The sequence below is a fragment of the Algiphilus sp. genome (assembly GCF_965216485.1).
In the GTDB taxonomy this organism is placed as follows: Bacteria; Pseudomonadota; Gammaproteobacteria; order Nevskiales; family Nevskiaceae; genus Algiphilus.
The window spans coordinates 2461902-2482854 of the sequence record NZ_OZ244162.1 but is presented as its reverse complement, the minus strand read 5'-3'; the positions used below and the strand labels follow the sequence as shown (position 1 = coordinate 2482854).

The 20953-nt window shown below is 64.5% G+C and carries 12 protein-coding genes; 9 read left to right on the top strand and 3 right to left on the bottom strand.

Features of this window, described 5'->3' with window-relative positions; translation table 11 throughout:
- Positions 1-16 precede the first annotated feature (16 nt).
- Together bcsZ and ACOOFO_RS11540 are read left to right on the top strand one after the other, a co-directional pair.
- Positions 17-1150 carry a cellulose synthase complex periplasmic endoglucanase BcsZ gene (gene bcsZ / locus ACOOFO_RS11545; RefSeq protein ID WP_420426917.1) on the top strand — a complete coding sequence of 378 codons (1134 nt, stop codon included), beginning with the start codon at positions 17-19 and terminating at the stop codon, positions 1148-1150.
- The gene (locus ACOOFO_RS11540; RefSeq protein ID WP_420426916.1) at positions 1147-5193 is read left to right on the top strand and encodes a cellulose synthase subunit BcsC-related outer membrane protein; all 4047 of its coding nucleotides are present in this window, start codon (positions 1147-1149) and stop codon (positions 5191-5193) included. The genes bcsZ and ACOOFO_RS11540 overlap by 4 nt, the downstream gene beginning before the upstream one ends.
- Here the strand turns inward: ACOOFO_RS11540 and bcsG are convergent.
- Positions 5171-6817, bottom strand: coding sequence for a cellulose biosynthesis protein BcsG (gene bcsG / locus ACOOFO_RS11535; RefSeq protein ID WP_420426915.1), 1647 nt, complete (start codon positions 6815-6817; stop codon positions 5171-5173). The genes ACOOFO_RS11540 and bcsG overlap by 23 nt on opposite strands.
- Position 6818: 1 nt before the next feature.
- Positions 6819-9176 carry a UDP-forming cellulose synthase catalytic subunit gene (bcsA, locus tag ACOOFO_RS11530; protein WP_420429754.1) on the bottom strand — a complete coding sequence of 786 codons (2358 nt, stop codon included), beginning with the start codon at positions 9174-9176 and terminating at the stop codon, positions 6819-6821.
- 510 nt (positions 9177-9686) lie between these two features.
- Between bcsA and ACOOFO_RS11525 the strand changes: the two genes are divergently transcribed.
- The 4 genes from ACOOFO_RS11525 to ACOOFO_RS11510 are packed head-to-tail and all read left to right on the top strand — an operon-like array spanning position 9687 to position 16055.
- A complete protein-coding gene (locus tag ACOOFO_RS11525; RefSeq protein ID WP_420426914.1) occupies positions 9687-10364 on the top strand; it encodes a TetR/AcrR family transcriptional regulator in 678 nt (225 codons plus the stop codon).
- Positions 10339-11730: a TolC family outer membrane protein gene (locus ACOOFO_RS11520; RefSeq protein ID WP_420426913.1), complete on the top strand. Its 1392-nt coding sequence runs from the start codon at positions 10339-10341 to the stop codon at positions 11728-11730. The genes ACOOFO_RS11525 and ACOOFO_RS11520 overlap by 26 nt, the downstream gene beginning before the upstream one ends.
- The gene (locus ACOOFO_RS11515; RefSeq protein ID WP_420426912.1) at positions 11727-12890 is read left to right on the top strand and encodes an efflux RND transporter periplasmic adaptor subunit; all 1164 of its coding nucleotides are present in this window, start codon (positions 11727-11729) and stop codon (positions 12888-12890) included. Before ACOOFO_RS11520 ends, ACOOFO_RS11515 begins: the two co-directional genes overlap by 4 nt.
- A gap of 54 nt (positions 12891-12944) precedes the next feature.
- On the top strand, positions 12945-16055 hold the full coding sequence (locus tag ACOOFO_RS11510; RefSeq protein ID WP_420426911.1) for an efflux RND transporter permease subunit: 3111 nt from the start codon (positions 12945-12947) through the stop codon (positions 16053-16055).
- Positions 16056-16155: 100 nt separating this feature from the next.
- On the opposite strand, the gene ACOOFO_RS11505 is transcribed toward ACOOFO_RS11510, so the two are convergent.
- Positions 16156-18357, bottom strand: a complete 2202-nt coding sequence (locus ACOOFO_RS11505) for a DUF1302 domain-containing protein (protein WP_420426910.1) — start codon at positions 18355-18357, stop codon at positions 16156-16158.
- A gap of 167 nt (positions 18358-18524) precedes the next feature.
- Between ACOOFO_RS11505 and ACOOFO_RS11500 the strand changes: the two genes are divergently transcribed.
- The 3 genes from ACOOFO_RS11500 to ACOOFO_RS11490 all read left to right on the top strand — a co-directional run bounded on the left by ACOOFO_RS11500 (position 18525) and on the right by ACOOFO_RS11490 (position 20923).
- Positions 18525-19220, top strand: coding sequence for a TetR/AcrR family transcriptional regulator (locus ACOOFO_RS11500; protein WP_420426909.1), 696 nt, complete (start codon positions 18525-18527; stop codon positions 19218-19220).
- Positions 19201-19866 (top strand): sterol desaturase family protein, encoded by a 666-nt coding sequence (locus tag ACOOFO_RS11495; RefSeq protein WP_420426908.1) that lies wholly within the window; start codon positions 19201-19203, stop codon positions 19864-19866. Before ACOOFO_RS11500 ends, ACOOFO_RS11495 begins: the two co-directional genes overlap by 20 nt.
- 235 nt (positions 19867-20101) lie before the next feature.
- Positions 20102-20923 (top strand): metal-dependent hydrolase, encoded by an 822-nt coding sequence (locus ACOOFO_RS11490; protein ID WP_420426907.1) that lies wholly within the window; start codon positions 20102-20104, stop codon positions 20921-20923.
- Positions 20924-20953 lie beyond the last annotated feature (30 nt).

The following is a 20953-nucleotide window of genomic DNA, read 5'->3' as shown; positions in this document are numbered from 1 at the left end:
TGGTCCGGGCAGGCGCATGATGCGCGCCTTCAGACGGTATGCGCTGCGCTGGGCCTGGTGGCCGAGCCTGCTGCTGCTGGCGTCCTGCCAGAACGCGGCGCCCTGCCCGACCTGGGATGCCTGGACCCAATTCCGGACCACCTTCATGTCTGACGATGGGCGCATCGTCGACCGTGGCAGCGAGGACAGTCGTACGGTCTCCGAGGGCCAGGCGTACGCCCTGCTTTTTGCTTTGGCGGCCAACGATCGCCCGCACTTCGACCGCGTGCTGCAGTGGACCGAAAACAATCTCGCGGCGGGCGACCTGACGGCGCGTCTGCCGGCCTGGCTCTGGGGGCGCGCCGATGACGGAGGCTGGGGGGTGCTCGACGACAATGCCGCCAGCGATGCCGATACCTGGATCGCCTATGCCTTGCTTGAGGCGGGCCGCCTATGGGGCGACGACCGCTACCGTGCACTCGGGCAGCTCGTCGCCGAGCGGATTCTGCGGGAGGAAGTTCGTGAACTCGGAAGACTCGGCCCGGTTCTGCTGCCTGCGCCCCGCGGATTTCAGGTATCGGAGCAGGCGTGGCGCCTGAATCCGAGCTATCTGCCCATGCCGCTGCTGCGGCGACTGGCGCAGAGCGATCCACGTTGGCACCCCGTGGTGACCAGTGCGCGGGCGGTCCTCATCGACTCGGCGGTAAAGGGATTCGCGCCGGACTGGACGCTGTACTCCGCCGATACCGGCTTTGCACCCGATCCCGTCGACGGAACACAGGGCGACTACGACGCCATACGCGTCTATCTGTGGGCAGGGATGACCCACCCGGACGATCCGGTGCGCAATGATGTGTTGGCTGCGATCGGTGGCATGGAAGACGCAATACGCGGTCACGGTCTGCCGCCAGCGCGGGTGGAGGCGGGGGAGATCGTGGAGCCTGCCGGTCCGCCGGGCTTTTCGGCTGCGCTGATTCCCTATCTGGCGGCGCGTGGTGCGACGGATTTGGCAGATCAGCAAGCGCAGCGACTGGTCGCGCGCCCCGTGCCTGCCGAGGCCTACTATCAGCAGGCCTTGCGATTGTTCGGTCTTGGCTGGCAGCAGCAGTGGCTGCGTTTTGCGTCGGATGGTCGGCTGCAGCCGCTTTGGGATCGCGAGGGGTGCCGATGAAGCGGCAATGGCCCTGCAGGCTGCTGTGCTTGCTGGCAGTCGGGCTGGCGACCGCCCAGGCGCAGACGCCGAAGGCAAAGGTGGAGGTACCCGAAGGGCTTCTGGAAAGTGCCGCCTACTGGCAAGAGAATGCGCGCGCCGATCTCGCCCGGCAGGCCCTGGAGAAATATCTTCAGACGCAACCCGACGATGCGCGCGCCTGGTACCGGTTGGGCATGCTGGGCATTGAAATGGGCGAGCCGCAACGCTGCACCGAGGTGGTGCGCCGCATGCGTGAAGCGCTCCCGCCTTCACCCTACCGAGAGGCATTGGCGGCCCGCTGCCGTGTCGCTACCCGCGATCGCCTGGAAATGGCTGCGGTGCGGCGTCTGGCCGAAGCGCGGCAGTACGCGGAGGCGGCCCGTGCCTTCGAGGCGCTTTTCGATGAGGGTATCCCTGGCGGCGAACTCGGTGTGGAATATCTCTGGCTGCGCTCCCAGGCGGGAGCGTCGTGGCAGACGCTGCATCCCAGCTATGTACGCATGGCGCGCGAATTTCCCGAGCACCCCGAGGTGCAGATGGCCTATGCCGGTCATCTGGCGGAAAACCCCGACACGGCGCGCGAGGCCATTGCCCGCGTTCGATCCCTGCGCAAGGTGACCGACAACGAAGCGCGGGCCCTGCGGTACTGGCGGACGGCGCTGCGCAATCTGTCCGGTGCAGCCGATATCGAATCGCAGGTCCGTGTCTATCTGGACGTCGACCCGAACAACCCCGAGTTCCAACGTATGGCTGCGCGCGCCGCGCGTTCCGATCTGCGCAGCCGGGCGGGCACGCTTTCGGAGCGCGGGAACCATGCCGAAGCTCGGCGCCTCCTGCGCGCGGCCGTGGAACGATTTCCTGACGATCCCTGGCTGAGGCACGATCTGGCCCGTGCCCATATCGCCCTGCAGCAGCCGGATGCGGCGCGTGAAGTGGTCCGGGCTGGCGTGTCACGCCAACGGTCTGACCCCACCATGCGCTATGTGGAGGCATTGATCCTGCGCAGCCTGGACGAAGCCGCGCAGGCGGTAGCCGCCCTCGAGGCCGTTCCGGCGCATCGCCGCACAGCGGCCATGGCGGAGTTGCTCGATACATTGCGCTTCCGTCAGTGCCTGCAGCGCCATAGCGCAGAAGGCTTGCTCGATTGCAGCCTGCGTGCGGGCAGTGCACCGGAGCGGTGGCGGTCGCTGATCGACGCCTGGGCGCAGGCAGATATCCTCGACGAGGGGGTTGAGCGCCTCGCGCGCTGGCGTGATGAGAACACCAGCACACCGGCGATGACACGTGTCTGGGCCGATCTGCTGTCGCGGACGGGTCGTCACGACGACGCGCGGGCTGTCCTGGTGGAACTGCGCGACTCGATGCTGGCGCGGGCGACGGATGCGGAGCTCATGGACGCTTTGGTTGCGGTGACGCTGCGCGCCCACGCGGCAGATGGCGCAGCCGGCGCGATCAGGGAGTTGCTCGGCAGCCTTCGAGGCAGTGACTTTCCGCCCCGTGACCGCTACCGCTGGGCGGCGCAGCTTGAGTCGGCGCTGGGCAACAATGACGCAGCGCGTGCCAACTACGCCCGTCTGCTGGCTTGTTGCGAGACAGCTGTCACGGTCGAGGAGCGCCTCGCCTATGCGCGCTTGCTGGCGCAGTCCGGGGATGAAGCAGCCACGCAGGATCAGCTCGAGACGGCCTTCGATGCGGCTGAGTCGCCGGCCACCCGCGCCACGATAGCGGCCTTGGCGGCCGATATCGCACCGGCGCCTGTGGCCGAGCCGATGCTTGCGTCGGCGTTGGAGGGGCGGCCGGAGGACCCCTGGCTGCGCCACGATCTGGCACGTATCCAGATTGCAATGGGGCAGCCGGCGCGCGCACGTGAACTCATGGAAGCCGGGGTCGAGGCCTATCCCGACGAGGCCGAGATGCGTTTCGCCGCCGGCTTGATCCTGGAGACCATCGCCTCGCCTGAGGAGGCGCTGGCACAGGTCGAAGCCATTCCGGAGGTCCGGCGCAGTGCGGGCATGCAGGCGCTCGCCCAGCGCATGCGCTTTGAACAGTGTCTGGATGCGGCAGAGGCGAGTGATGACTGGGCGACGTGCGAAGAGCACGCTGCCGAGGACGCCAGCCGCTGGCGACGTCTGACTTTGGCACGACTCCGTTTCGGGAGGACGAGCGAGGCGCTCGCGGCTTTCGAAGCCTGGTACGAGGGCCGTGAAGAGACGCTGGATGCAGCGATTGCCGCGGCGCGGGTCTATGGGGCGGCCGGTCGAGATCAGGAGGTCGCCTCGGTGCTGCAGGCCTGGCGCCGCCGCGACGATGTGCCCCCGGATGCGCGTCTCGCCCTGTTCGAGGCCGAAGCGGAATGGCGCCTTGCCAACCAGGCATCGCCGAAGCAGTTGCAACCCCTGCTGGAGGCGGTGGCGGCTTTGGCCGACCGCATGCCCGATAAGCGTCCGGCACTGCGCCTGCTCGGGCGCGTGCATCTTGCCCTCGATCAGCCCGCGCAGGCGGTACGGCGCTTTGAACGCGTCCTGGCAACAGGGGTACCGCCTCTTGAGGACCGGCTGGCCTATGCCGAAGCGCTCTATGCGCACGATGCCGATCAGGCAGCACGGCAGTCGTTGGAAGCGGCCTGGGTGCAGTCAGAGACGCTGGAAGATCGTCTTGCGGTCGCGCGCGCCTGGCAGCCGTCAAAGGCGCAGGACGCGCGTGAGAATCCCTATCTTGAAATTCTTCGAGCCGAAGAGGGCGCGCACCCCCAAGTGCTGATGCTCGCCGCGGACGCCGCCTTGGAAGCTGATGCTCCGGCCGACGCCATGCAGTTCTATCTGCAGGCGTCTGAGATGCCCGGTACCGAGGCCGAGACCCTGCAGCGGCGCATGGCCGCGTTGCGCGCGCGCCGACAGGGCATGCTGGCGGGTGGATACGATCTGGCGGCCGTGCCGGGGGTCGCCGGCTTCTCCGGTCGTCGCCTCGAGACATTGATGGTCGAGTTGCGGACGCCCGTGAACTGGGATGACCAGTGGATCCTCAAGCTCGACGCCACGGAGATGGATGTCGGGCGCCTGTCGGCGGACGACGCCGTGGATTTCGGGCAGTTTGCGACCATTGCTCCCAATGCGCGGTCAGCATTCTTTCCGCAGGAACGGGGCATCGAACGCGGTGTCGGTCTCGGCTTGGCCTATCAGGGTGAGCACTGGCGCCTGGACCTTGGCACCACCCCGCTCGGCTTCCCCAGGCCCTATCTGGTCGGTGGGGTGGCCTATAACGACCGTTGGAAGGGGCACCAATGGCGCGTGGATCTCAGTCGCCGGGCAGTGACTGCCACCTTCCTGTCCTTCGCCGGAGACACGGATCCCGTCAGCGGTCGCTTCTGGGGGATCCCCAGAAGTGATGGCGTGAGCTTCGGCATCGCGCGCTACGCGGCGCGCTATGACTATTCCGCCTCGGTCTATCTGCATCGCATTGCCGGCAAGAACATACCGGACAACAACGGCGTCATTGCCCGCGCCAGTACCAACCGGCAGATCGCCGAATGGTTCGGGCAGCGGGTCTATGTGGGCGTTGGCATCAGCCATTGGGCCTACGAGCGCAACCAGCGTTTCTATACCTTTGGGCACGGTGGCTATTACAGCCCGCAGGGCTTCACGACCCTCTCTCTTCCTCTCTATGTGCAGGGCGGGGGTACGCGCTGGAGCTACGCCGCCCAACTGGGCTACGCCTACACGCGCTCGCGTGAGGATGAAGCCGATTATTTCCCGGGGCGGCCCGACCTGCAGGCAGCCGCGCGAGCCGCTGGCGAAGATCCCGTGTATGCAGGGGGTTCAGGCGGCGGCGCCAGCCTTCAGGCGGAGTTTTCGACCGAATATGCCCTGACGGACCGCTTGGGTATCGGGGCGCGTTTCGCGATCAACCGGGCTGATTTCTACGAGCCGAACTTCCTGACGCTCTATTTCCGCCACAGCCTGGGTACGGGCACCCCCCACATTCGATTCCCACCGCGACGCATCACTCCCTACCGCGATAGCTGATGCGAGCGGTCGGGGAGAGCGGTACGGGCGGCTGATCGAGCAGGGCAGCCCCACGGCCGAGACCGGTACGCAAGGGCGTCCAGCTCCCACTGATGTCGCGGCGCAGGAATTGATCGTCCTTGCGCATGACGATGGCGCCTTCATTGACCGACACGGGCCGGGTCGCTGGCAAATCGTCGACATAGCGCGCGAGTTCCGGGGCGTCAGAGGCAAAGGGATTGTCGGCGACAAAGCGTTTCAGCAGCGTGCCCAGAGCAAAGTAGCTGGTGGGCGTATCGACGCGTACGGGCGTACGTGTCTGACTGCTACCGGCGAGGAAAATGCCGACCGGCGCCAGCGTGATGGCCGGGGTGGGAATCTCTCTCATGCCCGAGATCTGCAACGCATCACCACGCAGAGCCGCACCGTGCTCGGGAATCAGCACCACCACGGTGGCACGCCCCGAGGCTTCGAGCGCGTCGATAAAGCCGTTCAGATCATCAAGGAGCTGGCGCAGCCGATCCGGATAGGTTTCGGTGGAACTGGCCCGTGGGCGATCGAGCAGACGGTTGCCGTCGTGCAGGCTGTTGGTGTTGTAGTAGAGCGCAACGCGCTGATCCGGTGCCGCACGTCGATCCGCGCGCCATTGGTCGAGCAGGGCGTCGTCGGAATACAAGGATTCGCCGTCGTAGGTACGCATGGTGATGGGAGCATCGCCAAAGGCACGCTGCGGTGCATCGAGGCCACCAAGGGTGCGCAGCTTGGGAATGAAATCATGAACTCCGGCGCTGTCCGACCAATTGGTGATCAACTGCGGCTGGTAGCCGTGGCGCTGGAGCTGCCGGAACAGCAGGCATTCTTCCTCCGGTGCGCTGTACAGGCCGTCGTGACTTTGCTGGCCGCAGGTCGCGCGCGCCAGCCGCAGAGCGGCGGGCCCGCTGTAGGTGGCCACGGTATTGAAGGCCTCGAAGCCAATGTCGCGCCGCTGCAGCAAGGGGTGGTTTGCCATGCCATAGAGATCGAGATCGTCCCAGGCCAGCGAACAGATATGCAGGAAAACGACATCGAAGGGCGCTCCGTCGAGATCCATCGCATTGAAGGGTGCACGCCGTTGGGCGGATGCGCGATAGAAGGCCTCCAGCTCCGCTTCGGGCGAACGCGCCGCCGTATCCGTCGTGCCATCACGGTTGGCTGGGGTTGCGGTTGGCTCCGTGGTGGAGGCCGCAGACCATGACCAGGCACCGATCAATGGGACCACCGGGACCAGCACTATGCCGACCAGCGCGAAACTCGCCATGCGCAGCTTGGCGGACAACAGCCAGTAGATCAGCGCGATGCCGATCAGCAGGGCAACATCTTCCCAACCGATCACACGGGCAGCCAGTTCCTGCAGATAGATCAGATCGAAGTGGGCGAGCGTGTCCAGCTCTGCAATGAAGCGGGTGAAGGGCGGCAGGTAGGCGTCGTGATAGAGCAAGGCGACGCCGGCTGGGATGGCGATGAACTGCTGCACCCAGCGGCGCGCGCCCTGGAAGGGGAGCAGCACGAACAGTGCCAGTGCCAGATTCAGGCGCCAGTCGAAGGCCATGCTGCCCGCAGCGTAGGCGGCCAGCTTGAGCAGGAAATAGAAACTCCACCAACCCATATCAGTGTGTATCCGTTGCAGTGGGGCGTACCGGCCGCATGCGCCGGGTCAAGGACAGCAGGGGCCGGAAGAGAAGGCCGTAGCCTTTGATGCCAAAGACCAGAATCTCGCGCAGGCTTGCCAGGGGACGGTCCACCTCGGCGGGGTCATCCCAGTGCTCCCAGGCGTCCGGGCGGCTGAAAGTGGCGGCAACCAGGGCACGTTGCTGGATCAGGTCGAGCTGGTCAAAGGCCAGCCGAAGATGGGTCCCTTCCGAGATCACCCGCGCCGGGAATCGGACGTTGGGTGGGCCGAGCGGCAGAATGATTTCGACCGCGTCGCCCCTGGAGAGCGCAAGCGGTTCATCCAGCGCCAGATGCATGCCGCCGAGCGAGAAATCCCGCGACTCCGCGGAGACGGTGCGTCCGTCCGGAAGAATCAGATGGACCGGATCGTGCCAGTCGACACGGTGGGTGCGCCGCAACTGCCGATTTTCGCGGGCTACGCCGACAGCCGCACCGAGGATGATCAGGTTGTATCCGGTCCAGGCGAGGTTCAGCAGGATGGTGGCGGCCTCGCCGCCCGGGCCGAAGACGAGTCTGGCGATGCCGATCAGGAAGCCGACAAGCCCAAGTGCCATAAGCACGAGGAAGGGCAGGGAAATGCGCCAGTCGAAATAGCTGCGGGATACCTGGCCGCCCTTGGCCGTCACATTGAAGCGCCCGAAGCGCGGGTTGATCAACGCCAAGGTGGTGGGCAGGGCGATATACCACGCCAACAGAGATTCGTAGACCTCGGCCCAGTAGGAATGCCGGAAGCGCCCCTGCATGTGCGAGTTGGCAATGACGGCTTGCACCAGGTGCGGGACGGCGAAGGCGGCAATGGCAATGGCTTCGGCGTCGAACACGTGCCAGCCGAAATAGAGATAGGCAAGCGGTGCCGTCAGGAAAATCAACCGGGGCACGCCATGCAGGAAATGCAGCATCGACGTGCTGTAGCAGAGCCGCTGATACCAGCTCAGGCCCCGGCGCAGCAGCGGGTTGTCGGCGGAGAAGATCTGCGTCATGCCGCGTGCCCACCGGATGCGCTGGCCGATGTGCGCGGCCAGACTTTCGGTGGCCAGTCCGGCCGCCAACACCTGATTGATATAGACGCTGTTGTAGCCCCGTCGATGCATCTTGAGCGAGGTGTGCGCATCCTCGGTCACCGTTTCGACGGCGATACCGCCGACCTCCTCCAGTGGCCCCCGGCGAAGGACCGCACAGGAGCCACAGAAGAAGGTGGCGTTCCAGAGGTCGTTGCCGTCCTGGATCAGCCCGTAGAACAGCCGGCCTTCGTTCGGAACCCTGCGGAAGGTGCCAAGGTTGCGTTCCATCGGATCCGGCGAGAAGAAATGATGCGGCGTCTGCACCAGGGCACACTTGGGGTCGGCCAGCATCCAGCCCATGGTCGTGGTCAGAAAGCTGCGGACCGGCACATGGTCACAGTCGAAGATGGCGATGAACTCGCCCTGGCTCTGCGCCAGCGCGTGATTGAGATTGCCGGCCTTGGCGTGCTTGTTGTCGGGTCGTGTCATGTAGACCACGCCGGCTGCCTCGGCCAGTTCGCGGAAGGCGTCGCGTCGACCGTCATCCAGCAGGTAGATGGTCAGCTTGTCAGCGGGCCAGTCCAGGTTGAGAGCTGCAAGCACCGTGGGGCGTACGACATCGATGGGTTCGTTGTAGGTCGGGATGAAGATATCCACCGAAGGCCAGTCGGCTGAGTCCGCTGGCAATGCCACGGGGCGTCGCTTTAGCGGCCAGGCGGACTGGATGAAGCTCAGCAACAGAATCGCCAGGGCATAGCATTCGGCCAGGAACAGGCCCCAGCCCAATACCAGTTCCATGGGCGAACCAAGATCCAGCGAATAATTCACGCGCCACCAGAAGTAGCGTGCGGTGGCGATCAGCGACAGGCTGATCAGAACCAGCGTGACGGCACGGCCGGATCGCTTGCGCAGCAGCACGGCCAGTGCAAATAGTCCTCCACTGAACCAGAGTTGCTGCGTCCACTCCATCGGTGTGGTGGCGATGAAGCCGATGGCAATCAGGCCGACGACGAGCAGCAACGCATGCACCAGCCGGCGCTCGGTGTAGAGGGCGCTGAACAGCCCGTCGGCAACGGGTGTGGCCGCCGCATCAGAGCGGTTCGGCGTGCCGCTGCCGCGGGAGAGGCGGCGCAGTGCCCGGAGGCAGGGTGCGGCGATGGCGCGCAGCGCGCGTACCTGGCGCGTGGACTGCGTTTCGCGTGGCGCGCGAACGAAGAGACGCCACAGCATATGGCCCGGGCGGTCATCCGGGTTGACGTCGATGGCTGCGCCAAAGCGTCGGCATGCGCGCATCACGCGTGCGTCGAGTCCAAAGGGCCACGCCCGTCGATGTGCCTGCGGAAGCACGAAGACAGCAGAAAGTAGCGTCAACCACCACGGGGGCGCTGAGACGCGCTTCTGGGCATCTGAACTCATGCGTCAAGCAAGACTTGTTGGTGTCCGGTGGCAGGGCGGGTGCGCCCCGTGCCGGCGCCGCGACAGGCGCGAGATAATGTCCTGCGATCCCTCGTGATGCCACCGGAGCGCGCAGATGGCGTGCGCCGGGCGCGATGGCTTGGCATGCCGGAAAGCCCCTTGTTGACCAACGACGTTGAGAAGGATACCGGATGCTTGGGGCGTCGAGATGCCGCACGCGTCTCGACGTGGACACCCGATTGGGGCTCGGCAAGAGGCGGACAAAACGCGATGTATTTGCGTCGCGGAGTGAAGCCCGTTCATAATTCGAACTCACCTATCGGGGCACAAGGGTTGGGAACCAAGGAACGCCGCCAGCGCGAGTTCGCTGAGCGGGAACAATGCTTCTTGCAGGAAGCGCATGCCTTGATCGAGGAAGGTGGGTTGCTTCCCTTGCAGATGTCGCGTATCGCGGACCGAGCCGAGTATGCGGTTGGCACGCTGTACCAGCATTTCGCCTCGAAAGAGGACCTGCTGTTGGCGCTGACGCTGGAGGGGCTGCGCGAGCATGTCGACATGTTCCGTCGCGTGCAGCGATGGCAGGCGAGTTCGCGCGATCGCATGATGGCCATCGGCGTGGCTGACATGATCTTCGTTCGACGGCATCCGCAATACTTCCGTATTGCACAGTACGTATTCTGTGAAGCGGTCTGGAATGCGGCTTCCGCCGAGCGGCGCCAGGAATTCCTGCGCGAAAACGAACCCATCACCGAGATCGTCGTATCCATCATCAACGAGGCCGTGGCGCAGGGCGATCTCAATCTGCGCGGCATGGACCCGATGCATCTCGTCACCGGAATGTGGGCCACTGCCGTGGGGACACACAACCTGGTGCACGCCGAAGGTGTGCTGGAAGACTTCAATGTGCAGGAACCCTATCTGCTGATGTGCCAGCACCTGCAGGCGGTGCTCAATGGCTATCAGTGGCAGCCGCTGGTCGACCCCCTGGATCAGTCGTGCCTACAGGCGCTGATTCACCGTATTCAATCTGAGGTGTTTCATGATCTCTGTGACCAACGTTCCTAAGCGCCTGGCCGGTGCGCTCTGTGCTGTGGCGCTTTCGGCTGTGTCTGCGTCGGCAGGGGCCATGGGCCTGAGCGAGGCTCTGGACCGTACCATTCAGCATGACCCCGCGGTCCGGGCGTCCATTGCGCAGCACGATGCGGATCAGGAAGCCGGCGCGGAGGATCGCGCCAGCCGATTGCCGTCGGTGAATGTCTCGGGTTACGGCCAGTTTGGCCGCACCAAGTCGCAGGGTGTCTTCGGCTCGCTGGCGGAAAGCTATCCGGCATGGGGCGCGCAGCTGGAGGCACGCCAGCCACTCTTTCGCCTGGACTGGTGGGCGCGAGGCGACCGGGCCGAGGCAGTCGAGCAACGCGCCGACGAGGCGCTGCGCGAGCGCCGCAACGCCTTGCTGCTGCGCGTGGCGCAACGCTATTTCGATGTGCTGGATGCGCGCGATGCGGTTGCCCAGCGCCAGCAGGAGGCCGAGGCCGTGGCCGAGTCCTTCCAGGACGCCAAGAACCGCTTCGAGGTCGAACTGATCCCCAGAACCGATCTGGTCGAGGCACAGTCGCGCCACGATCTTGCCCAGGCACAGCTGCTGACCGCGCAGCGCGCGCTGGAAAACGCCGAGGATGCCTTGGCGGAGATCACCGGTGTCTACCCCGAGCAGCTGCCGGTGCTGCCCCCGGAGGTGACCTTGCCGGCCGTCACGCCTGCCACGCTGGCACCCTGGATCGAGGCAGCCGAGGCGCGTAATCCGGCCCTGATGCAGGCCAAGGCGGATTGGAAGGTGGCAGAGGCCGATGCACGTAGTGCGGAGGCCGCGCGCGTGCCCGAAGTGGATCTGGTGGGACGCGTCGGCGTCGACGACAGCAGCGAGTACCAGTTCGGCCAACGGCTGGAGGACCGCGTCATCGGCGTGGAGCTCACCCTGCCGCTGTACAACGGGGGCGCTCTTGCCGCTCAGGAACGCCAGACGGCAGCCCAGGTACGCGTGGCCCGAGCCGAGTTCGAGCGCATTCAGGCCGAGACCCGGCGTCTGGTGCGCGAGCGCTTTCGCGCCGTCGATTCGGCGCGGCGCGAAGCGCGCGCCTTCGCACAGGCGCTGGCGTCAGCAAAGGCCGCACGCGAAGCCACCGAGAATGGCTATGAAGCGGGCACGCGCACCATCACCGATGTTCTGGATGCGACCTCCCGGGTGGCGCAGGCCCAGCGCGACCTCAATGCGACGCGCTACCGGCTGCTGCTCAACATCCTGCGTCTGAAGGAAACCGTGGGCGAAATGGATGCCGGCGACTTCGCCGCACTGGACGCCCTGCTCCGTTACGACGACACCGCCGATACCGAGGCGGCGGTGTCTCAAGAAACCATTGGGGAAGCGCAATGACAACCAAGCGAATGATCATCATGCTCGTGCTCGTCGGGCTCGTCTTTGGCGGTGTCTTCGGCATGAAGGAGTTCGGGCGGCGGGCGATGGTGTCCTTCCTGGAACAGATGCCGACGCCACCGGCCACCGTGTCCTCCTCCGAGGTCGGCACCATGCGCTGGAACAGCCGGCTTCGCTCGGTGGGCAGTCTGGTGGCCGAAAACGGCACAAATGTGACCAACGAAGCCCCTGGCATCATCACCAAGATCCATTTCCAGTCAGGCGACACGGTAGAGGCGGGCGAGCTGCTGCTGGAGCTGGATTCGGACACCGAAGCGGCCCAGCTGACCCGCCTCGAGGCCGAGGCCGAGCTGGCCGAGCTGACCCGCAAGCGGCGCGAACGGCTGTTTGAACTGAATAGCCTGTCCAAGGCGGAGCTGGACGAGGCGGTGTCGCAGGCCAATGTTGCAAAGGCGGCGGTCAAGGCCCAACGTGCGCTGCTCGAGCAGAAGCGCATCCGCGCACCCTTCGCCGGCAAGCTCGGCATTCGCCGCGTCAGCATCGGACAGTTCGTGGACGCCGGCACACCGATGGTCGCCCTGGAATCGGTGGACCCGATGGAAGTGGACTTCTCCTTGCCGGAAGGGCAGTTGCCCAAGGTCTCGCCCGGCCAGCGCGTCAAGGTCCGTGTCGACGGCTATCCGGGAGAGGTGTTCGAGGGCGAGATCCTGGCGCTGGAATCACGCGTGGACAGCAATACGCGCAACTTTGATGTGCGCGCGCGGCTGCCCAACGCCGATGGTCGCCTGCGCCCGGGGCAGTTCGCACGCGTGGAAGTCGATCTGCCCGGCGAGCGCGAGCTGGTGGTCGTGCCGCGCACGGCCGTCAAGTACAACTCCTACGGCAGTTCGGTGTTCATCGTGCAGGAGGACCCGGACAAGGGCCCGCCGCCGGAGAACCCGAACCCCAACATGCCGCCGCATACCCAGCTGATGGTGAAGCAGCGCTTCGTGGAACTCGGTGAGGCGCGCGGTGACTTCGTTGAAGTGCTTGATGGGCTGCAGGGCGGTGAGGAAATCGCGACCACCGGGCTGCTCAAGCTGCGCAACGAGATGCCGGTCATCATCAATAACAAGGGGGCGCCCGAGCCGAAGCTCGACCCCGCGGTACCGGAAGGCTAAGCGCGTCTGCGCGCTGAAGCCCTGCCTTCGACCGCCATCAAGAGTTCATAGCCCATGCAATTTACCGACATCTTCATTCGCCGGCCGGTCCTCGCGAGTGTCGTCAGTCTTGTCATCCTGCTGCTGGGGATTCGCGCCGGATTCGACCTGACCGTGCGCGAGTACCCGGAACTGCAGAATGCGCAGATCACCGTAACGGTGCCTTATCCCGGTGCCGATGCGGAGCTGGTGGCCGGCTTCATCACGCGCCCGTTGGAGCGGGAAATTGCGGCCGCCGACGGCATCGACTTCCTCAGCTCGTCGAGCAATCCCGGGCAGTCGCTGATCACGGCCAATCTTGAGCTGGACAAGGACCCGAATCAGGCGCTCACCGAAATTGCCGCCAAGGTCAACAAGCTGCGCAACGAATTGCCGGACGGCGCAGAGGACCCGGTGGTGCAGATCGCCGAAGGCGGCGGCACGGCTGCGATGTACCTGTCCTTCTACTCTGAGCTGCTGAGCAACAGCCAGATCGTCGATTATCTGCGCCGCGAGGTCGAGCCGGAACTGACCAGCATCCAGGGCATGGAAAGTGCCGAGATCATCGGTGGGCAGACCTACGCCATGCGCGTCTGGCTCAAGCCGGATCGCATGGCCGCCTACGGCCTCACGGCCACCGATGTGCACCGCAAGCTGCAGGCGGAGAATGTGCTTTCCGCGGCGGGTGAGACCAAGGGCAACTACGTGCGCATCGGACTCTCCGCCGATACCGACCTGCGCAGTGAGGAAGCCTTCCGCGACATGGTCATCAAATCGGCCAGCGGCGATCTTGTGCGGCTGGGCGACATTGCCGATGTCAAGCTGGGTGCGGCCTCCTACGAGGGCTCGGCACGCTGGGATGGGGACAACGCCATCTTCGTGGGCATCCAGGTGCGGCCGGAGGCCAATGTCCTCGATGTGATCGATGCAGTGCGCGAGAAATGGCCGGGCATCAAGGCGCGTCTGCCGGAGGGGCTGTACGGGGAGATCGGCTACGACAGTACGATCTATATCCGCGATGCCATCAAGGAGGTGCTCTACACCATCCTCGAAGCGGTGGTCATTGTGCTGGCAGTGATCTTCCTGTTCCTCGGCTCCGTGCGCAGCGCGTTGATTCCCGCGGTGACAGTGCCGCTGTCGCTGGTGGGCGTCATGTTGGTGATGCTCGTCATGGGCTACTCCATCAACCTGCTGACGCTGCTGGCCATGGTGCTGGCCATTGGCATGGTGGTCGATGACGCGATCATCGTGCTGGAAAATATCCACCGGCACGTCGAGGAGGGCATGGCCCCCTTCGACGCCGCCATTCAGGGCGCGCGAGAGCTCGTCGGCCCGGTCATCGCAATGACGCTGACACTGGTGGCAGTGTTCGCACCCATCGGCTTTCTCAGCGGCATCACCGGTACGCTGTTCTCGGAGTTCGCCTTCACCCTGGCAGGCGCCGTAGTGATCTCCGGCATCATCGCACTTACGCTGACGCCGATGATGTGCGCCAAGATCCTGCGGCGCTCGCACGCAACTCCGGGCGACACCACCGAGGAAGGGCGGGGTGACCGTCTCGCCGCCTGGCTGGATGACCGCTTCGAGAGCCTGCGTCAGGGCTACAAGCGACGTCTGCACGGTGCGCTGAATACGACCCACGTGATTGGGGTCTTTGGCCTCATTGTGCTGGTCTCCTGCTACTTTCTCTTTGTCGGGACCGACAGCGAACTGGCGCCGCAGGAGGACAGCGGTTTTGCCATCGTGATCAATGAGGTCGACGGCTTTGCCTCCATCGAATACCTCGATGAAGTCACCTCACAGGTCGAGGAGATCGTGCTGGGGCATCCGGCCATCAATCACATCTTCACGCTGAACGCCGGCATGGGGCAGGGGACGAGCCAGGGCTTCACCGGCATGATCCCGGCACCCTGGAGCGAGCGCGACGTCGACACCGGGCAGATCGTCGCGCAGTTGACCGAGCAGGTCGGTTCCGTGCCGGGCGTGCGTTCCGCCGTGGTGCAGCCGCCGCCGCTGCCGACGCCGGGGCAGGGCTATCCGGTGGAATTCATCCTGAAGTCGACGCTGTCGCCGGAAACGGTGACCGAGACCACGCTTGAAGTGGTGGAGCGCGCCCGCGAAACCAAGAAGTTCTTCTACCTCGCGCGCCGCCAGCGCATTGACCGGGCGGAGACGGTGATCGACATCGACCGCGAAAAGGCCGCACTGCTGGGCATCGACATGCAGTCGCTGGCCAGCGACCTGGCAGGCTTCATGGCGGGTGGCGAGGTCAATCGTTTCTCCCTTGATGGCCGTTCGTACCAGGTGATTCAGCAGGTGCAGCGCGAAGATCGCCTCAACCCGTCGCAGCTCGAGAACTATTACGTGCGCGCCGGGGATGGCTCGATGGTGCCGCTCTCCACCATTGCAACGCTGCGCGACCGCGTCGTGCCGCGCAGCATCGAGCGCGCGCAGCAGCTCAATGCCGACACCATCATTGCGGTGCCGCGGCCGGACATCTCGCAGGGCGAGGCCCTGGCGACTCTGGAATCCATTGCGCGCGAGGTCATGCCCGCCGGTTTTCAGATCGACTATTCGGGCAAGTCACGCCAGTTCATGGAAGAAGGGTCAGCGCTGCTGACGACCTTTGTCTTTGCGCTGATCATCATTTATCTCGTACTGGCTGCGCAGTTCGAGTCCTTCCGCGACCCGTTGATCATGCTGGTCACCGTCCCGATGTCCATTTCCGGTGCGCTGCTGGTGCTCAACATCTTCGGCATCACCAACGGCATGGGCTTGACCAGTTTGAATGGCGCCACCCTGAATATCTACACCCAGGTGGGTCTGGTGACTCTCATCGGGGTGATCGCCAAGCACGGCATTCTCATTGTGGAATTCGCCAACAAGCTGCAGATCAACGAGGGCCTGTCCAAGCGCGAGGCGATCGAGGAAGCCTCCTCCATCCGCCTCCGTCCCGTGTTGATGACCACTGCGGCACTGGTGGTGGCGATGGTGCCGCTGCTGACGGCCAGCGGGCCCGGCGCCTCGGCGCGTTTCGCCATCGGGCTTATCGTGGCGGCGGGCATGACCATTGGCACGCTGTTCACCTTGTACGTGGTCCCGGCTGCCTACCTCTACCTGGGACGCGACTACCAGGCTCAGCACTAAGAGAGGCGGTGCCGGCCCGTGTGGGCCGGCACCGCGCAGCGTGCGTGTCTCGACAGCATGCAGCGCTGTATGCCATCCCGCGCTGTCTGATGGGGTGCTTCTAGAAGTTGTACTCCACGTGCAGCGAGAGATGATCGCGGTCCTTGAGCAGGCTCACGCGCTCCTCGGCGCCGGTCATCATATAGCCCTGATAGAGCAGCCGGCCGCGCAGCCCCTGAGCGAATTCGACCTCGCTGCCGGCAAGCACTTGAATGCGGCCTTCGACATGATTCTGGGCGGGTGCGGGTCCCACGCCCTTCACGTCGTGGAAGAGACCGAGCAGCATGTTGAAACTCCAGCCGAAGAGCAGATTGTTGTATTGCGATTGAGACAGGATGCGGTAGCCGGTGGAGAAGGAGTCCGCGAAACAGCCCCGAGCCTGAGTAGGGTTCAGGCTGCGCGGATCCGGCTCTCCATCCGCTTGACCGGTGCCGTCGGCGCCCGGGCTGGCGTGGGTGCAATTGGGGCCGCCACCCTCCAGCTGCAGTACGTCGCGCGAGGGCATGTCCTGGATGTAGGTAAAACCCGCCTCGGTGAGCAGAATGATCTGATCGGCGCCGATCCAGTTGCTCTTGGAAAAGACGCGGATGCCGGTCAGACCCACCTGATGCACCTTGAGGCGTTCATAGCCGCGGATCAGTTGGTTCGCCTCGGGTGGATCGTTGCGGAAGATGGTCTGCACGAAATCCGGGATCGCGTTGCGATTGCTCGGCACTACGATGGCACCAAGGGCGATGTCCTCGTCGGGGAGGGCGGGCTGCAGCGTGGCGAAGACCGTGTCGGCCAATGAGATGAGCACGGGCTGATTCGGACGGAAGACGTACTCGCCGGCCAGTGACCAGTTGCCGAACTGGGTGTTGAAGTCGACACCGAACATCCGGATGTCTTCGGGGTAATCGATGAAGAACTTGGCGGTATCGACCGGCAACGGGTCGCTGTTCTCCCCCGGAAAGGCATTGGCCAGCGCCTGACCAAGCGGCGATGCACCATCGCCGCCCCCACAGTTGATGAGAGCCCCCACCGCATCCAGTCCGATCTCGGTGAGCTGCAGTCCGGGGAACTGGGCACCGATGGCCCCGAGCACGTCGCTCACCGGTCCCAGGTCCCCGGTATCAGGCAGATCGCCAAGCGGAGGATTGCGCAGGCAGCTTGCGTCGGTGGCGAAGGTGCTCGCATAGGGCAGGCGGGCGTGGTAGTTGAGGGCGTACAGATTGATGCCCGTACCGCCATTGAAATCCGGCAGGTAAAAACTGATTTTCCCGCCGTACTGGCCGCTGTTGCGGGGCTCTCCAAAGCTGTGGTCAATGGGTACGTTCAGCGCTGTGCTGGTCAGTAGCTGGGCCAACTGGTTCTTGAACCCCCCGACAAACAACGGGTCTTCCGATGTCTGCCCGAGACCAATGACGCCATATGGCCCGTCACCAGCGATGTCATTGGTCGAGAAGAAGGTGCCGGCGGATGCCGGTTCCGCCCGCTCCCAGTCGTATTGGTAGACCAGCTCGACCGAAAGCTCCGGCGTTAGTTCGCCGGATAGCACTGCCAGGCCGGTCGGCCGGAAGACGCTGGCGATATCCGAGCCTGGAAAGTTCAGGCGGTTCTGATCGGGAGGATTGAGTTGATCGAGGCTGCCCAGCGCCAGGAAGGTGGACTCGCCCCAACGCACGCGCTGTTGTCCGATCGAGAACTGGAAGTAGGTATCGAAGAGCTGGAAGGGGTAGGCAATCTTGGCCTCGATCAAGTCCAGGCTGGCGCCGGATTCGCGTTCCAGTTTGTCTGGCCGCGGCATGCGCGCCGGCTGGAAATTGGTGTCGGTATTGGTCTCCAGAAAATCGACATTGACCGTATCGAAGAAGGCCATCGTCGAAAGGTTGGCGATGGCCTCACCCCAGAATAGGGTGATGCCGGTTTCAAGGCGGGCCTGCGCATTGATCAGGTCCCATTGGTCGTAGTTGAGGTTGCCATCATCGAAGTTGGCGCCCACGAAGGCACCCGGCGCATCCACCAGGCGTTGATTGGGCTCCGGATCCAATGTGAGTGACAGGCAGTCGTCCGGGCACAGGTCCGGATTGAGATTGAGCTTGCCGATGGTGTCGCGCGCGGGTTCCTCGAGACGGATGCCGCCCCCGACCACGAAACGATTGTTGACCCGGATTTCCGTCGGTCCCACCTGGTAGCTGACGGCGTAAAGCGTCGGCGAAGTCAGAATGCAGCTGCCAAATAGCCATGCCGCAAGGCTTGGCACCCCCGGTGTGCGCCCGTTCATGATGGTCTCCTCCCCACGTTGATTTTCATTGGCGTCGTGCGCCTTTTGTACTGGATCGTAATGCCCGCTCTTTGCACTGACAAGAGCACCTGCGGCATGGGCAGGGCTTCATCTCTCCATGCGAAGCGTTTGACATCCTTGGAATTTACAGCGTAAATTTCTAAGCGATGACAGAGAGCGCAGTCAAGTCCGAAACGAAGGGCAAGGGCAGCCGAGAGGCTATCGTGGCTGCCGCGCTGGCGCGCTATCGCGCTGCGGGCATGGCGGCCGTGAGCTTTCGTCGGGTGGCCCAGGACATCGGCATCAGCCACATGCAGCCGTACCGCTTCTTCCGCAACAAGGCGGCGCTGCTGGCGGCGATGCGCGCCCATTGCTTCAATGAGGTACTCGCCATCATCCGGGGCGCGGATCCTCGCGATGCGCCCCCGCTGCAGCGGCTCTATGCCATCACGGCGGGCACATTTACCTATCTTTTCCAGCGGCCAGCGGACTACCGCCTGATGTTTGCGCTCAATCAGCCGCCGCCGACCGATGACACGGAGCTCGCCGCATCGCGCACGGCGGTCTATCGGCATCTTCGCAGCGTGGTCGTGGCGGGGGTCGAGAGCGGCAGCCTGAACGGCGATCCGGACGACATTCTGCATCTGGCCTGGGCCATGTCCCATGGCCTGTTCACGCTGCACGTCAGTGGTCAGCTCATGCACGGCCGCTCGCTGGACGCACTCGTTCAGCCCGCGCTGGACACGATGTTCGCACCCTTCCGTGACAGCCCCGACCTGCAACCGCTGCGCGAGGCGGCCGCCCAGGCCCCACCGATATCGGCACTCGAGGAGGATGATCCCGATGACAGCAGCAAGCCCTGAACAAAGTACCCGCGCCATCACGACCTACCGCGGCGCGCTGCGCGCCTGGTCGCGGCACGCCAGCCCCCGCCTGATTCTGCTGTTTGTCCTCGCTGCTGGCGCCTTGCGCAGCAGCCTGGGTGCTTGGCAGTGGTGGGATCTCGCCCTGATCATGGCCGGAGCGGCGGTATGGCCCTTTCTGGAGTGGTTTCTCCACAAGTACGTACTGCATGTCCGGCCGCGCAAGCTCTTGGGTCGTACCGTGGACCCCGAGTTTGCGCGCCGTCATCGGGCGCATCACCGTGAGCCCTGGCGCCCGGAACTGATTGTGCTGCCGCCCTATGTTCACCTCAGCTTCGGGCCCGTTCTATTGGCTGCGGCGTGGTGGCTGGTTCCGAACAGCGCGATGGCCCTGTCGGCCCTAGTGGGCTATGGCTTGGCCGCGCTGAACTACGAGTGGACGCATTTCATGGTCCACACGCGTATCCAGCCGGGCAACCGCTACTACCAGGGTTTGTTCCGCGCCCATCGCATGCATCATTTTCGCAACGAGAATTATTGGTATGGCTTCACTCTGACCTCGGTGGATCGCCTGCTGGGAACCGGACCGGACCCCGACGCCACGCCGCGCTCTCCGCACTGCCGGGACCTTGGCGTCGACGCCTGATGGGCAGGGCGATGCTTACTGGCAGCTGTCACCTGAAGCGCCATTGGGGCGGCCGATACTTGTGGTACACCGAGCCGCGTGCGTCGACAGCGCTGCTCAGTGAGGTCTGGGGGTGGCTGTTGGCGTGCCTTTCTGCATCCATTCCAACGCGCCGCATACTGCTTGCGGACGGTCTGGGTTTCGTACGGAAAGGGGTGGTTGGTTGTCGGCATGCAGATGCAGCTGGCGCTCAGGCGTGGCAGCAGCGATGAAGGTCCGTTCGCCGTGTTTCTCCTTCGAGGATGTCCCGCGCTACTGGGCGGCTGGCAACCCGTTGCTGACGCATTATCTGAACGCCTTCCACATCATCATTCCCGAAGGCGAGCGCTTCTTCATCCGCTGCGTGCGTCCCTATCTCGATGCCTTGCCCGCGGGCAGCCTGCGCGAACGCTGCCAGGCCTTCATGGGGCAGGAGGGGTGGCATCAAAGTGCACATCGAGGCTTTTGGCTGCATCTTCGTCGCCAGGGCTTGCCGGTGGATGCCTTTGCCCGCTGGTATCAGGCCTTCGCCTTCGGCCTGATGGAACAGCGCCTTGGTGGCTATCTCAGCAATCGCCAACGCCTCGCGGTCACGGCGGCACTGGAGCACTACACCGCGGTATTGAGCAGCGTATTGTTTCGGCAGGATTTTCCGATCCAGCGCTTTCATTCCGAGATGGACCGACTGCATCGCTGGCACGGTGCCGAGGAACTGGAGCACAAGGCTGTTGCCTTTGATCTGCATGCCGATCAAGGTGGCACCTACGCCGAGCGAATCGGCGCCTTCGTGGTGGCGAGCGCCGCTGTCGCGGGGCTGTCAGGGGTGGGCTTGCTCTGGTTCTGTGCGGGGGATCGGGAACTGGCGCGGGCGCTGGCTGCGGGAAAGGCGGGGCGGCAGGGCTGGCCCATCGGCGGACGCGCCGTGCTGCGGGTGATCGTCGATCTGGCGGCTTATCTGCAGCCAGGCTTCCATCCGAATCAGCTTGATGACCCTACTGAGGCGGCCGCCTTTCTCGATGCCATGGAGCACGCGGCCTGAGGCGCACCGGGCTGCCGACACCCGGTGCGC

Coding starts and splice junctions, on each gene's coding strand:
- bcsG (WP_420426915.1), bottom strand. CDS start 6,817: ATGGGTTGGTGGAGTTTCTATTTCCTGCTCAAGCTGGCCGCCTACGCT.
- ACOOFO_RS11520 (WP_420426913.1), top strand. CDS start 10,339: ATGATCTCTGTGACCAACGTTCCTAAGCGCCTGGCCGGTGCGCTCTGT.
- bcsA (WP_420429754.1), bottom strand. CDS start 9,176: ATGCGCGCATGCCGACGCTTTGGCGCAGCCATCGACGTCAACCCGGAT.
- ACOOFO_RS11510 (WP_420426911.1), top strand. CDS start 12,945: ATGCAATTTACCGACATCTTCATTCGCCGGCCGGTCCTCGCGAGTGTC.
- ACOOFO_RS11500 (WP_420426909.1), top strand. CDS start 18,525: ATGACAGAGAGCGCAGTCAAGTCCGAAACGAAGGGCAAGGGCAGCCGA.
- ACOOFO_RS11495 (WP_420426908.1), top strand. CDS start 19,201: ATGACAGCAGCAAGCCCTGAACAAAGTACCCGCGCCATCACGACCTAC.
- ACOOFO_RS11505 (WP_420426910.1), bottom strand. CDS start 18,357: ATGAACGGGCGCACACCGGGGGTGCCAAGCCTTGCGGCATGGCTATTT.
- bcsZ (WP_420426917.1), top strand. CDS start 17: ATGATGCGCGCCTTCAGACGGTATGCGCTGCGCTGGGCCTGGTGGCCG.
- ACOOFO_RS11540 (WP_420426916.1), top strand. CDS start 1,147: ATGAAGCGGCAATGGCCCTGCAGGCTGCTGTGCTTGCTGGCAGTCGGG.
- ACOOFO_RS11515 (WP_420426912.1), top strand. CDS start 11,727: ATGACAACCAAGCGAATGATCATCATGCTCGTGCTCGTCGGGCTCGTC.